The organism is Duganella zoogloeoides, assembly GCF_034479515.1.
Classification (GTDB): domain Bacteria; phylum Pseudomonadota; class Gammaproteobacteria; order Burkholderiales; family Burkholderiaceae_D; genus Rugamonas; species Rugamonas zoogloeoides.
Window position 1 is genome coordinate 2,841,044 of record NZ_CP140152.1, and the last position, 12,954, is coordinate 2,853,997.

The following is a 12,954-nucleotide window of genomic DNA, read 5'->3' on the forward strand; positions in this document are numbered from 1 at the left end:
GTTCCAGGGATCGACCGCACCGGTTTATATAGTGGTTTCATGGGCGGCCGTCATAGTGGGTCAGGCGCTGGTCTCTCCTTTCCACTGCTCGCGCAGCAGTTGCCGGACGCGCCGCGAGGCGGCCCGGTGTTCGCCATCGAACCGGGTGGCGAGGTATTTGCGGGTGTCGTTGGCGATATCGGCCAGCGCGGCTTCCAGAGTGGTCGTCACCAGCGCCACGTCGTCCGATGACGGCGCCGATGCGCTCGAAGGCTGCAGCACCTTCCACAACAAACCGAGCGACGCATAGCTGTGGATGTCGTACGCCATCGGCGGCACGCTTTGCGCGAGCGCTTCCAGGGCTTCCACCGACCGCAGCGTGATCCGCGCAGCGGACGCCTTGCCCATCGCATGCACCATCACGCCGGGATCGTCGAAAGCGATCAGGCGGTTGGCCTGGTAGCCATGGGCGAGGAATGCGCCCGACATCGCCAGCCCGACGATCAGGCCGATCACCGGGTGGCCGGCCAGCCGCGCCTGGGCATAAGCGCCCGCCGCGCCGGCCAGCGCCTGGTGGATGCCGAAGGCTTCCTCGCGGCGGCCATAGGCCTGGCTGGTGACGTCGATCACGGCGACGATGGCGCGCTTGTTGGAAGATGCGCGGTCGGCGTTTATAACCTCGTGCACGGCCTGCGCCAGCTGCCAGCCTTCGACTAGGCCCACTTCGCCGGTGCGGGCGCGCGGGAAACGATTAGCGGCGTCGGGCACCACGGCAATAAAACGCGCGGGTGCACCGGCCAGGCTCGCATCGCGCACGCGCACCGCCGGCCAGTCATAAACATCGGCGCCGCCAGCGAGCAGGTCGAGCCAGGTGCCACCGTTGGAGGTGTGGTTTGCGGTATTCATCAGAGATCCTTTCCGTACAGGGCGCGGACATCGGCCGCCTCGGGCTGGCCGGCGGTGTCGAAACGCGCCAGGCGTTCGAGGTAATGGGCGTAACGGTCGCTGCGATGCTCGGCCGGCACGCCGGCGCGGAACAGGTCCACCACCAGGCTGCGCACCTGCGCCGTATCGTCGTCTACCAGCGCATCGGCCAGGCCGGTCGCTGCGCGCTGCTGGCCGCCGGTCAGGCCCCAGATCAGGGCGCGGTTGCGGGCATCGAATTCGGCGATCCCCGCTTCCTGCTCGATCACCTGCGGGCCGTTGAGCCCCAGGCGCGCCTCGCGGGTGAGCACCAGGTACGAGCACAGGCCGGCGGCGATCGACATGCCGCCATAGCAGCCCACGGTGCCGGCACTGACGCCGATCACTGGCCGGTAGCGGCGCAGATCGACGATGGCCGACTGGATTTCGGCAATTGCCGCCAGCCCCAGGTTGGCTTCCTGCAGCCTTACGCCGCCGGTTTCAAACACGATCACGGCCTGAGTGGGAATGCCGGCGCGGTTGTCATCGGCCGCCAGTTCCAGCGCGCCGGCGATTTTTGCGCCGCCCACTTCGCCCATGCTGCCGCCCTGGAACGCGCCTTCGATGGCCAGCACCACGGTGGCCACGCCATCGACCGTGCCCTTGGCCACGACCACGCCGTCATCGGACTGGGTGACCAGTTTTTGCTGCGCCAGCCATGGTGACGTGACGCGATCAAAAGGGCCGATCAGTTCGCGCATCGAGCCTGCATCGAGCAGGGCGCGGGCGCGGTTGCGGGCGCTGCGCTCGATAAAGCTGTCGCGATTGAGCAGTTGTTCGATATTCATGGTTGACCTCCAGCCGCTTGCGCTTCTTCGAACGCCTGCTCGATGCGCATGCGCACCACGCCGGGCGTGGCGCCGTTGTCGTTGATCTCGATGCTGGCCGCCGGCAGCGTGGCGTCGGCAAACACGCGTTCGAGCAGCGCTTTCCAGGTGCCGCCGTAGCCGTCCACCGAGGTTTGCACGGCGATGGTGGTCAGCGCGCCGCCTTGCGGGGCCAAGAGCACCTCCAGGTCGCCAGATGCCACCACGCCGGTGACCACGCGGGTAACGGCGCAGGTAACAGCAGGGGAAGCGGCGGGCTGGCCAGCCGGGAATTCAAAATGCAGTCGTTCCATGTTGGGCCTCCGTAACTTGTAATTGTGGGGTGGTGCGGTGGTTCGGATGCGCGAGGCGGTCGAGCAGCAGTGTGGCCGCCAGCAGGTCCGCTGCGCCCCCGGGCGAGACGCGGCGCGCCAGCAGGTCGGCGTCGAGTTCGCGCAAGGCCGCGCGGCCGGTGTCCGTGCCGGCGCCACCGGCGTGAAGCACCGCCTTGGCGCCGGTCTGCGCCGCTGTCAGTGCGGCCGGGCCGCCGCGCGCCAGCAGGCAGGTGTCATCCAGGCCGGCCATCACCGCCAGCAGCGCGTTCAGTTGCGCTGCGGTTTCGCTGTCGCCCCGGGCGCGCGAAGCATGCAGCATCGGCAGCGCCACGTCGGTCACGTGCGGGAACGCCGCCTCGGCCTGGCCGCGCGCGCCGCCCACACCATAGATGCGGCGCACGGTCTCGCCCTTGTTGCCGGTGCTGGCCGGGGCGGCAGGATCGTGCAGCCGCGCCAGGGCGCCGGCCCGGGCCGCGATGGTGCGTGCATCGGCGTCGCCTTGCGCGGCCGCAGTGACCAGCAGCCCGAGCGCCCAGATCGCGCCCCGGTGGGTGTTGACGCCTGCGGTGGCGTTCATCATCAGCGTTTCACCGGCGCGGCCGATGGCGCCGATGCGCCGGCGCAGCGCGGACAGGTCGTCCATCGTGGCGCCCGCGTGGGCCATGGCTTCGAAAGCGGGCCGCAGCGCGTGGGCCGAGCGGCACATCAGCAGCCAGCTCAAGTCGGTGTGGGCGCCGCTGCCGCGCATGTCCACCAGGCCCGGTTTCGGTGTGAGCATGGCTTCGTCCACCAGTGCGGTGACGGCAATGTCGGCCAGCACGGCGCCATTTAATTCCACTGGCGCGGCGTAGGAGATTTCGGTCAGCATCGTCATTACCAGCTCCTGAATTTGGCAGGCGGGTCGTACAAGCCATCGGACCAGTCGACCAGGTCGGCGATGCTCTTGGCGGCCAGCAGCGAGCGCGTGGCCTGCGTGCGCTGCACGCCCAGGTCTTCCGGCAGCGCGATCAGTCCTTCCTGGCGCATGCGCGCGGTCTGTTTCGGATCGTGGCGCAGGCCGACGGGTGTGACGCCCGCCACCGCCGCCAGCATGGCCTTGCGCTCTTCCAGGTTGCGCGCCTTGTACAGGTAGGCGATGCCTTCCTCGGTCAGCACATGGCTGACGTCGTCACCGTAAATCATCACCGGCGCCAGCGGCATGCCGGACGCCTTGCCGACGGCGACGGCGTCGAGCGATTCGACGATGGTGGGCTGGGTGCCGTCCTGGAAGGTTTCCACCATCTGCACCACCAGCTTGCGGCCGCGCGAGAGCGGGTCGTCGCCTTCAATCAGGTCGAGCCAGGCCGGCGTGGCGTGGCGGCGGCCGTGCGGGTCGTGGCCCATGTTCGGCGCACCGCCGAAACCGGTGAGGCGGCCGTGGGTGACGGTCGATGAATTGCCCAGGCCATCCATTTGCAGGGTGGCGCCGATGAACAGGTCCACTGCGTACTGGCCGGCCATCTGGCACAGCAGGCGGTTCGAACGCATGGAGCCGTCGCGGCCCGTGAAGAACACGTCGGGGCGGGCAGCCGTATACGCTTCCATGCCCAGTTCGGCGCCGAAGCAATGCACGCTGTCCACCCAGCCGCTTTCGATGGCGGGGATCAGCGTGGGATGCGGATTCAGGGTCCAGTGGCGGCAGATCTTGCCCTTCAAGCCCAACTGTTCACCGTAAGTGGGCAGCAGCAGCTCGATCGCGGCGGTGTTAAAACCGATGCCGTGATTCAGCGACTGCACGTTGTGGCGCTCATAGACGCCACGGATCGCCATCATCCCCATCAGCACGTGCACTGGTTTGATCAGGCGCGGGTCGCGGGTAAACAGCGGCTCGATATAAAACGGCTTGTCGGCCTGCACCACGAAGTCGATCCACGAACCGGGAATGTCCACGCGCGGCAGGTCGCCCGGATCGTCGACGATCTGGTTCACCTGGGCGATCACGATGCCATCGTGGAAGGCGGCCGCTTCCACCAGCGCCGGCGTGTCCTCGGTGCTGGTTCCCGTGTACAGGTTGCCCTGGCGGTCCGCCATGTAGCCGGCCACCAGCACCACGTTGGGCGCCAGGTCCACGTACAGCCGCGCATACAGTTCCACGTAGGTGTGTAGCGCGCCCACTTGTAGCACACCGTCCTGCAGCAGTTGCGAGATACGCAGGCTCTGGGCGCCGGCAAAGGCGAAATCGAGCTTGTTGGCGATACCGCGCTCGAACAGGTCCAGGTGCTGCGGCAGGCTCACGCTGGGCATGATCATGTGCAGCTGGTTGACCTTGTCCGCATTCATTTGCACCATGGCGCGGGCCAGGAAATCGGCCTGTTTCTGGTTGTTGCCTTCGAGTACCACGCGGTCGCCGCTGGCGATCAGCAGCGAGAGGGCATCGACGATGGCGTCGGTGCCGATGATGGGGCCCTCGCTGAGGTGGCGGACGGAGTCGAGGCGGCGGCGCTTTTCCTGGCGCCGCGTGTCCCACTGGCGCGGCGGCTTGCTGCGGTTGTTCATATTGTCTCCTGTCATTACGTTCTCTACATACGCTGGATGTCTGACAGGACCCAGCATAGGCTGCAATACCGCCCGGTTCAATCAACCGCAGCGGCGCAACGTTTACCTTCAGGTTAACTATCGCTATACTCGATTAGAGGAGAATGACGATGATCGACGAAGAAATCACGCTCAAGAAACTGGAAATCTTCCTGGCGTTCATGCGCCTGGGCAGCCTGGCGCGGGTGTCGGACGAGGTCGGGCAAAGCGTGGTCAGCGTGCACCGGGCGCTGCATTCACTGGAAGAGGGCCTGCGCTGCCAGCTGTTTGCGCGCGAAGGCCGCAAGCTGACTGCCCAGCCGGCCGCGTTTGCGCTGGCCACGCATGCGCAGCGGGCTGTCAACGAGGCGGAAGAAGGTATCCGCAAGGTGCGCGAGATCGCCGGTTTTAACAGCGGCCGGCTGCGCATCGGCTCGCTGTACTCGCTGACCTTGCGCTGCATTCCGCACCTGCTGATGGGCCTGAAATTGCGCCGTCCCGAGCTGCACGTGGATCTCACGCTCGGCTCCAACAAGGACTTGCTGCAAGGCCTCGCCGACGGCCGTCTCGACGCCGTGGTCATCGGCCTGCAAGCACCGAGCGACGACGCCCGCCTGATTGCCATCCCGATGTTCGAGGACGAGGTGCGCCTGGCCGCGCCGCTTGGCTCTCCCTACGCGGGCGCCAAGCAGGTGGACTTGCGCCAGCTGCGCCACGAGCAATGGATTACGCTGGGCGCCGGTTTCGTGACGGCAGACAGTTTCAACCACGCATTCCGCCAGGCCGGCTTCGAGCCGGAAACCGCGATGCAGGTCAGCGACATTTTCTCGCTGATCAACCTGGTGGGCAGCGGCATGGGCTACAGCCTGCTGCCGGCGCGCGTGGCCGAGTACAGCGCGCGCATCGAGCTGATCGCGCTGGCGGCGCCGTATGCGTCGCACCAGGTGATTTCGCTGCTGATGCTCAAATCACGCGAGCGCGATCCGAACCTGCTGGCCCTGGCGGCCGAGTCGCGCATGTTCGACAACGATCGGCGCCGACACAATTGAGAGGCTGGTGTTTTACACAACATGGATTAACTTCTACCTGATTCACCTAAAAAGCCACAAATTCACCGCAAATCGTCGAGGCCATGCCGGTTTTATCGACTTTTAAAAAGCCGGTCGCTATGATTATGTTTCTAAAAGGAAAATAATCCGGAGGCGACATGCAGTGGTTTTATGATTTAAAGATCGGCAAAAAGCTGATCATTTCGTTCGCTATCCTCACCATCTTCACCTGCGCACTGGGCCTGTTCTCGATCGCGCAAATGACCAAGGTCAGCCAGGCGTCCAGCGATATCGCCACCAACTGGCTGCCAGCGGTGCGCTACCTGGGGCAGATGCAGAATTCGCTCTCACGCTACCGCATCTCCGAATCGACCCACATCCTGCTCACCACCGAAGAAGACATGGTGGCCACCGACAAGTCGATGGCCACCCGGCTAGAAACCCTGTCCAAGCAGCAGGCGTCGTACGCTGCCTTGGTGTCCGAACCAGAGGAAAAGCGCATCTACGCCGAGCTGCAAAAGTCGCTGGCCGACTACATGGCGCAAAGCAAAAAACTCACCGGCCTGTCGCACGCGGGCAGCAAGGAAGAAGCGCGCACGCTGTTCCGGGGTGCGTCCAATAAGCTGTTCCGCCAGGTGAACGAGCAGCTCGAAGCGCTGGTCAAGATCAACGACGACGGCAGCGCGGCGTCCGATGAGCAGGCTTCGGCCACTTACGCCCTGTCGCGCAACCTGATCCTGGGCGTGCTGGTGGTGCTGATCGTGGTCGGCATGGCGCTGGCCGTGTGGGTCGCGCGCATCGTATCGCGGCCGTTGCAGGAGGCGGTCGAAGTAGCGCAGCGCGTGGCAAACGGCGATCTGACCGCCAATATCGCCCGCGGCGGCGCCGACGAAACCGGCCAGTTGATGGTGGCGCTGGGCCTGATGAACGCCAGCTTGCTGCGCGTGGTCGGCGAAGTACGCAGCGGCACCGACACCATCGCCACCGCCTCGGCCGAGATTGCCAGCGGCAACCTCGACCTGTCGAGCCGCACCGAGGAGCAGGCCAGTTCGCTGGAAGAAACCGCGTCGGCCATGGAAGAGCTGACGTCCACCGTCAAGCAGAATGCCGACAACTCGCGCCATGCCAAGAAACTGGCGCAATCGGCCTCGACCATCGCCGGCGATTGCGGCAAGGTCGTGGGCGAGGTGATCACCACCATGGAATCGATCAGCGCGTCATCCCGCAAGATCGTCGACATCATCAGTGTGATCGACGGGATCGCGTTCCAGACCAATATCCTGGCGCTGAACGCTGCCGTCGAAGCCGCGCGTGCAGGCGAGCAGGGCCGAGGCTTTGCCGTGGTCGCCACCGAAGTACGCAACCTTGCCCACCGCAGCGCGGCAGCCGCCAAGGAAATCAAGGTGCTGATCGACGACTCGGTGGTGCAGGTAGGTTCCGGCACGTCGCAAGTGCAGCAGGCCGGCAAGTCGATGAACGACATGCTCGAGAGCGTGCGCCGCGTGAGCGACGTGGTGACCGAGATCACCGCTGCCAGCGAAGAGCAGAGCGTGGGCATCGAAGAAGTGAACCGCGCCGTGATCCAGATGGACCAGGTAACGCAACAGAATGCCGCGCTGGTGGAAGAGGCCGCCGCAGCGGCAGCGGCATTGCAGGAACAGTCGGCCAACCTGGCGGCGGTCGTCAGCGTCTTCCGCCTGGCATAGGCAAACAACATCACAATAATTAACTCAGGAGATCTCCATGCATAAGACCACCGTCATCGCCGGCGCCGTGCTGGCCGCCGTCAGCGCAGTCACTCCGGCCGCCGCGCAATCGAACGTCACGCTGTACGGCCTGCTCGACACCGGCGTGGAAAACCTGACCCATGCGGGACCCGGCGGCAGCGCCACCCGGGTGAGCTCGGGCGGCATGAACAACTCGCGCTTCGGTTTTCGTGGCACCGAGGACCTGGGCGGCGGCCTGAAAGCCGTGTTCAATCTCGAAGGCGGTTTGCTGACCGACATCGGCGGCTCCGACGGTGGCGGTTTGTTCCGGCGCCAGGCCAACGTGGGGCTGGAAGGTTCGTTCGGCCGGGTGGTCCTGGGCCGTTCGTTTACCACCGTGTACGATTTCATCGTGCCGTTCGACCCGATGGCATACGCGCCGTACTACTCGTGGGCCTCGAGCGGCTCGGCCTCGAACGTCAACAGCTACGGCATGATCACGTCGGCCGACAACATCGTCAAATATTCGCTGGAAACCGGGCCACTCAAATTCGGCGCCACGTATGCCTTCGGCGAACAGAGCACCGGTACCGCCGACGGCGCGAGGATGCAGGTGGCCGCCACCTACACGGCCGGCATGTTCTCGGTAATCGGCTCGGCCGAACAGGGCAACAGCAATAATGTTGCTGCCACCAATCGCCATGACACCAGCAATATCTACCACCTGGGCGGCATGGTCACTGCCGGCGACTTCAAGGTGCAACTGGTAGGCCGGAGCTACAAGAACGAATCGAACAACCGCGCCTTGCCCGATGTGCGCGCCAACACCTACTGGGCCGGCCTCACTTACAAGGCCGGCCCGGCGCTGACGCTGGTCGGCGCCATCTACTACACCGACGTGCGCAACGTGGCGGCCCGCACCGATGCCGATCCGAAGATGTACGTGACCCGCGCCCGCTATGCGCTGTCCAAGCGCACCGACGTGTACGTGACGGCAGCGTATGCCAAGGCCAAGAACGGCAAGTTGATCAGCCTGTCGCGTGCGGATGCAGGTTTTGCCGATAGCCAGCGCGGCTTGATGGCCGGGGTGCAGCATCGGTTCTAAAGTGTAATGATGCCGCGCCAGTCGAGGTGGCTCGGCTTGCCCGCCCTTGTTGTAAGGGTTATTTCGGCGAAGCGGCTTTGGCGCGGATGGTTTGCAGTTCGGTAGTCAGCCAGGTCTGGCTGGCCACGGGCTGGCTGTCACCACACCGCACCTGGTAAGGCTTGCCCGACATACTGCTCGAGCTTGCCGCCAGCTTGATGAACTGTTCGGTGCCATCAAGCTTGTTTTTCTCTATCAAGTAATTTAATTTTTTCGCCAGGTGCGCCTTGGCGTCGGTGGAGCTGTACCAGCTGCCATTGCGGTTGAACTGGCAACCGGATGTACCCAGTCGGTTGAGCAGGGCATCGATTTCGGCGCGGGACGTGGCCGGCAGGTCGGCGGCGAATGTCGGGGACGCGGCAGTTGCCAGCGTAACGAGTATGACGGCGAGAATATTTGTTATGCGCATAGGAGAATGATACTGCCTTTTTACGTGATATATTTATTGCTCTTGAGCCACTATTTACTTCGAATATGACAGCTTCTTACGCAACCCCGGGCGTGTACATTCAGGAAATCAACGCCCTTCCCAACTCGGTGGTGCCGGTGCAAACCGCTGTCCCCGCCTTTATCGGTTACACCCCGGCCGCTGCGTACCAGGGCAAGTCATATGCCAATGTCGCGGTAAAAATCACCAGCTTCGCGGACTTCCAGGCATATTTTACGCTGCCCGATCCGCCGCCGCCGCTGGATCCGGCGGTGCAATATACTCCCGGTTATTACCTGGTGGCGCAGAAAGCCCAGCCGGCCTCGGGCGAATACATCTTACTCGATGGCGTGTATTACGCGGTGCTGCCCGACCCGAGCACGATTTACTATCTGTATAACAGCGTGCGCCTGTTCTACCAGAATGGCGGCGGCGACGCGTATATCGTTTCGGTGGGTACCTATGGCGCGGCCAGCGGCAAGCCGATCACCGATCCGGCCGCGCAGATCGTCAATCCCAACGTGAAACTGGCCGATTTGCAACGCGGTCTGGCGCTGCTGAAGCACGAGCAGGAGCCGACCATGTATCTGTGTCCAGATGCCACGTTGATGTCATTGGCCGATAACGCCATCTTGAATCCGGAGATGTTGCAGCAAGCAGCGGCAATGGGAACTGCGGTATGCTTGCTCGATATCATTGGCGGCGCCCAACCCGATCCGATCCAGTACACCGACGACATCGCCAATTTCCGCGGCAGCACCGGCACTACCGCACTCGATCATGGCATCAGCTACTACCCGTTTATCGGCACCACCATCATGCAAACGGGTGAACTCAATTTCACCAATTTGTTCGGTAGCGATACGACCAGGCTCAATTCTTTGCTGAGCCCGGCATCGGCGCCGAATCCGCAAGCGCTGCAAATCCTCACCCAGATCCAGCATCCACCGGCCAAGCCGATGACCAACAGGCAGTTGCAGGCGGCGCTGGTGGCGGCGAGCCCGGTCTATGCCCGGATCATGGCGTCGGTGACCGAGTCGGCCAATATTCTGCCGCCAAGTGGCGCGATGGCGGGCGTGTACACGGTCACTGACAACACGGACGGCCCCTGGTGCTCGCCAGCGAATTGCCCCATCACCGGCGCAGTCAGCCTGCCGATCCGGCTGTCGGACAGCCAGCAGGCCACCCTGAACATCGATGAGGCCACCGGTAAATCGATCAATGCCATCCGCTTGTTCAATGGCCTGGGCATCCTGGTGTGGGGTGCGCGCACCCTCGATGGCAATAGCCAGGACTGGCGTTATATCGCGGTGCGCCGCACCATGATTTACCTCGAGCAGTCGATCAGGGAGGGGGCGCGTGCCTATGTTTTCCAGCCTAACGATGCCAATACATGGGCTGCCGTCAAAAGCATGATCGGCAGCTTCCTCACCAATGTGTGGAAACAGGGCGGGTTGCAGGGCGCGTCGCCGGGCGAGGCCTACCAGGTCGATGTCGGCCTGGGTGTCACGATGACACCCGAAGATATCCAGAACGGCATCATGCGGGTAACGCTCAAGGTGGCCATGCAGCGGCCGGCAGAGTTCATCGTGATCACATTCGAGCAGCAACAGGCAACATCTGACTGATCCGTGAATGTTGTTGCGCGCAGACAGTTCAAAAAATATATGTTGGTTATCCGATATATATTATTTTAAAAGTAATATGATCGGATGACATCCATGGAAGAGGTACTCATATGGCTTCACGATCGCGCAACACGGCAACCGATGTTCAACGCTACGTCCTGTTACCTAAACGAGGTCTGCATTCCGAGGCGCTACGGGAGCCGCTCGCATCGCCCAACATTTTTTCCTCTGTGCTGTCGGCCAGGCTGGACTTGCAAGGTGTTGCCAGGGCGGCTGCCAAGCCGGCCGCCGCCGCCGCCGCCGTCAAGATCGTGCACTCGAGCGCGCAAAGCGGCCCCAAGCTGGTCGAACTGAGCGATGTCGCGGCAACTGCCTTGAAGGCGAGCAATGCCGGCGTCAGGCTGGTGCCGCTGGTGCGCTACGAGATCGCCCGCAGCCCCCGGTGGCAGGTCCTGCGGCCCGCAGCGGTGCGCAGCAAGGCGGCTGCGGCAGCGGCGCCGGGCTTGAAGATCAAGGTGGTCGATACCGTGAGCGGCAAGCCCGTCAGGGGCGCCATGGTGGTGGCGTTTACGAATTTCGCCGGCCAGGAAGGCGCGCAAGGCACCAGCAATGCGAAAGGCGAGGTCACCTTGCAGTTTTCCACTGCCAGCAAGACGCTGGACCTGTTGCTGATCTACGGTCCGGCCGGATACTGGGGACTGTGCGAACGTTCCCGCAAGATCAAGAACGGCGACAGTGTCGGTATCGCCCCCATCGACCTGTCCGTACCGGACTTCGTCGCCACCGTCTATGGCGGACATCCAGCCGAAGCTGGCGAAGGCGTGCGGGTGGGCGTGATCGACACCGGTGTCGATGGCAAGCATCCCGATTTAAAAGTGCTGGGCGGCGCCGCGTTTGTCGCCGATGAGAATGATGCCGGCGGCTGGGGACCGGCCAAGGAGCAAGGCGAACACGGCACCCATGTGGCGGGCATCATCGCCTCCCGTGGCCAGCACCCTGCCGGCAAACCGGGCGTGGCGCCAGGCGTGGCGCTGTACAGTTACCGGGTATTTCCTAACGCTGGCGGCGGCGCCACCAACTACGACATCTTGCGCGCGATCGAGCAGGGCGTGCAGGACCAGTGCGACTTGCTGAACTTGAGCCTGGGCGGCGCGTCGCCCGATGAGGCCGTGCACGACGCCATCAAGGAGGCGTATGACAAGGGCACCTTGTGCATTGTCGCGGCCGGCAATGACGGCCGCCAGCCGGTTTCCTATCCGGCCGCATGGACCGAGGCCGTCGCGGTGTCGGCCGCTGGAAGGTTGGGTACTTTCCCCGCCAATTCTTCCGAGCTACTGGATGTGGCGCCGCCGGCAGCCACCACCGATGAACAGCTTTTCATTGCGCAGTTTTCCAACGTGGGGCCTGAAATCGACCTGACTGGTCCGGGCGTCGGCATCGTCTCGACGCTGCCCGGTGGCAGCTACGGTGTGATGAGCGGCACGTCGATGGCGTGTCCGGCCGCAGCCGGCGCCGCAGCTGCGTTGCTGGCTGCCCAGCCCAAGGTCCTCAAGATGAAACGCAACCGCGACCGGTCCACCGCCATGCTGGCCGTGATTAATGCCGCAGCAAAGCCGCTCGGCTTCCCCAAGGACCTGGAGGGACTCGGGATGTTGCCTTGAGCGGGCCGGTGATCGTGCTATATTGGGTGTATGAGCCAAGTTATCCTGCGACGTACCGCTGATGCCACCGTCTCCACCGAGGAAGCGCTTTCCCTGGTGGGGGCGACCGTTGACGGGCGCGTCATTCATCAAAGCGGCAACAATTTGCTGGTCGATGTTGCTGCCGGCGAGCTGGACACGCTCAAGAGCAAATTGACGGGCTGGGTTGTGTCGCCGCAGCAGGAACGGATAGACGCTCCGGACACGCGGCGGCGCATCGCTTAACCTTGGTTACTTTCCGGAGGTCGTGATGCTGGCGCCTGCGCCGCCTTTACCGCATCGTCCAGGTTCTTGACGGCAGCAATCATCCCCAGCACGTTCCCGGTAGGAATGGTAGCAGCCAAGCCGATCAGGGCGGTGGTAATGCCGATCATCGCCTTCGCGTCTATGATGTGCTCGAGTGCTTCCCTGGCAGATTCGGTGGCACGGTCCAGTGCTGCCAGGCTGATCTTGCCATCGTCGAGAGCGATGCCAACGGCCTGGGTGGTGAGGTCGGTCGCCAGGTTGAGCAGCGTTACTTCCAGTGATTGCAGTTGCGCCCTGTCTTTTTTGGCCATGGCGTCCCATTCGCTAAACACGCGGTCGCCCACTGCCACCGCTGCCAGCCGAAACTGCCTGGCCAGTTGCAACGCCTGTTTTGCAGCCAACTTATTGTCGCTCATGG

General features: G+C 63.7%; 13 protein-coding genes. 6 read left to right on the forward strand and 7 right to left on the reverse strand.

Going from position 1 to position 12,954, the window contains the following annotated elements; all coding sequences use genetic code 11:
- Nucleotides 1-60 precede the first annotated feature (60 nt).
- Genes mdcE through mdcA form a run of 5 tightly spaced genes read right to left on the reverse strand, consistent with a single transcriptional unit; the run spans nucleotide 61 to nucleotide 4,618 of the window.
- On the reverse strand, nucleotides 61-885 hold the full coding sequence (gene mdcE, locus SR858_RS12600; RefSeq protein WP_019921146.1) for a biotin-independent malonate decarboxylase subunit gamma: 825 nt from the start codon (nucleotides 883-885) through the stop codon (nucleotides 61-63).
- Entirely contained in the window at nucleotides 885-1,730 is an 846-nt protein-coding gene (locus SR858_RS12605) for a biotin-independent malonate decarboxylase subunit beta (protein WP_019921147.1), read from the reverse strand. Before SR858_RS12605 ends, mdcE begins: the two co-directional genes overlap by 1 nt.
- Nucleotides 1,727-2,062 (reverse strand): malonate decarboxylase subunit delta, encoded by a 336-nt coding sequence (locus tag SR858_RS12610; protein WP_026637161.1) that lies wholly within the window; start codon nucleotides 2,060-2,062, stop codon nucleotides 1,727-1,729. The genes SR858_RS12605 and SR858_RS12610 overlap by 4 nt, the downstream gene beginning before the upstream one ends.
- Nucleotides 2,043-2,957: a triphosphoribosyl-dephospho-CoA synthase gene (locus SR858_RS12615; protein ID WP_019921149.1), complete on the reverse strand. Its 915-nt coding sequence runs from the start codon at nucleotides 2,955-2,957 to the stop codon at nucleotides 2,043-2,045. Before SR858_RS12615 ends, SR858_RS12610 begins: the two co-directional genes overlap by 20 nt.
- On the reverse strand, nucleotides 2,957-4,618 hold the full coding sequence (gene mdcA, locus SR858_RS12620; RefSeq protein ID WP_019921150.1) for a malonate decarboxylase subunit alpha: 1,662 nt from the start codon (nucleotides 4,616-4,618) through the stop codon (nucleotides 2,957-2,959). Before mdcA ends, SR858_RS12615 begins: the two co-directional genes overlap by 1 nt.
- Nucleotides 4,619-4,767: 149 nt before the next feature.
- Between mdcA and SR858_RS12625 the strand changes: the two genes are divergently transcribed.
- From SR858_RS12625 to SR858_RS12635, 3 genes are all read left to right on the forward strand, one after another.
- Nucleotides 4,768-5,685, forward strand: coding sequence for a LysR family transcriptional regulator (locus SR858_RS12625; protein WP_019921151.1), 918 nt, complete (start codon nucleotides 4,768-4,770; stop codon nucleotides 5,683-5,685).
- A gap of 158 nt (nucleotides 5,686-5,843) precedes the next feature.
- Nucleotides 5,844-7,391 carry a methyl-accepting chemotaxis protein gene (locus SR858_RS12630; protein ID WP_019921152.1) on the forward strand — a complete coding sequence of 516 codons (1,548 nt, stop codon included), beginning with the start codon at nucleotides 5,844-5,846 and terminating at the stop codon, nucleotides 7,389-7,391.
- A 37-nt stretch (nucleotides 7,392-7,428) separates the two neighbouring features.
- A complete protein-coding gene (locus SR858_RS12635) occupies nucleotides 7,429-8,496 on the forward strand; it encodes a porin (RefSeq protein ID WP_019921153.1) in 1,068 nt (355 codons plus the stop codon).
- A gap of 58 nt (nucleotides 8,497-8,554) precedes the next feature.
- Here SR858_RS12635 and SR858_RS12640 read toward each other — a convergent pair whose 3' ends face one another.
- A complete protein-coding gene (locus tag SR858_RS12640; protein WP_019921154.1) occupies nucleotides 8,555-8,944 on the reverse strand; it encodes a YfeK family protein in 390 nt (129 codons plus the stop codon).
- A 92-nt stretch (nucleotides 8,945-9,036) separates the two neighbouring features.
- Here SR858_RS12640 and SR858_RS12645 point away from each other — a divergent pair, with 92 nt between their 5' ends.
- From SR858_RS12645 to SR858_RS12655, 3 genes are all read left to right on the forward strand, one after another.
- Entirely contained in the window at nucleotides 9,037-10,590 is a 1,554-nt protein-coding gene (locus SR858_RS12645; RefSeq protein ID WP_019921155.1) for a phage tail sheath family protein, read from the forward strand.
- Nucleotides 10,591-10,700: 110 nt separating this feature from the next.
- Complete coding sequence (locus tag SR858_RS12650; protein WP_026637164.1) at nucleotides 10,701-12,251, forward strand: S8 family serine peptidase; 1,551 nt, start codon at nucleotides 10,701-10,703, stop codon at nucleotides 12,249-12,251.
- 30 nt (nucleotides 12,252-12,281) lie between these two features.
- On the forward strand, nucleotides 12,282-12,515 hold the full coding sequence (locus SR858_RS12655; RefSeq protein WP_019921157.1) for a hypothetical protein: 234 nt from the start codon (nucleotides 12,282-12,284) through the stop codon (nucleotides 12,513-12,515).
- On the opposite strand, the gene SR858_RS12660 is transcribed toward SR858_RS12655, so the two are convergent.
- Nucleotides 12,512-12,952: a hypothetical protein gene (locus tag SR858_RS12660; RefSeq protein WP_019921158.1), complete on the reverse strand. Its 441-nt coding sequence runs from the start codon at nucleotides 12,950-12,952 to the stop codon at nucleotides 12,512-12,514. The two genes, SR858_RS12655 and SR858_RS12660, sit on opposite strands and share 4 nt — an antisense overlap.
- Nucleotides 12,953-12,954 lie beyond the last annotated feature (2 nt).

Coding starts and splice junctions, on each gene's coding strand:
- SR858_RS12650 (WP_026637164.1), top strand. CDS start 10,701: ATGGCTTCACGATCGCGCAACACGGCAACCGATGTTCAACGCTACGTC.
- SR858_RS12655 (WP_019921157.1), top strand. CDS start 12,282: ATGAGCCAAGTTATCCTGCGACGTACCGCTGATGCCACCGTCTCCACC.
- mdcE (WP_019921146.1), bottom strand. CDS start 885: ATGAATACCGCAAACCACACCTCCAACGGTGGCACCTGGCTCGACCTG.
- SR858_RS12660 (WP_019921158.1), bottom strand. CDS start 12,952: ATGAGCGACAATAAGTTGGCTGCAAAACAGGCGTTGCAACTGGCCAGG.
- SR858_RS12630 (WP_019921152.1), top strand. CDS start 5,844: ATGCAGTGGTTTTATGATTTAAAGATCGGCAAAAAGCTGATCATTTCG.
- mdcA (WP_019921150.1), bottom strand. CDS start 4,618: ATGAACAACCGCAGCAAGCCGCCGCGCCAGTGGGACACGCGGCGCCAG.
- SR858_RS12640 (WP_019921154.1), bottom strand. CDS start 8,944: ATGCGCATAACAAATATTCTCGCCGTCATACTCGTTACGCTGGCAACT.
- SR858_RS12625 (WP_019921151.1), top strand. CDS start 4,768: ATGATCGACGAAGAAATCACGCTCAAGAAACTGGAAATCTTCCTGGCG.
- SR858_RS12605 (WP_019921147.1), bottom strand. CDS start 1,730: ATGAATATCGAACAACTGCTCAATCGCGACAGCTTTATCGAGCGCAGC.
- SR858_RS12635 (WP_019921153.1), top strand. CDS start 7,429: ATGCATAAGACCACCGTCATCGCCGGCGCCGTGCTGGCCGCCGTCAGC.
- SR858_RS12610 (WP_026637161.1), bottom strand. CDS start 2,062: ATGGAACGACTGCATTTTGAATTCCCGGCTGGCCAGCCCGCCGCTTCC.
- SR858_RS12615 (WP_019921149.1), bottom strand. CDS start 2,957: ATGACGATGCTGACCGAAATCTCCTACGCCGCGCCAGTGGAATTAAAT.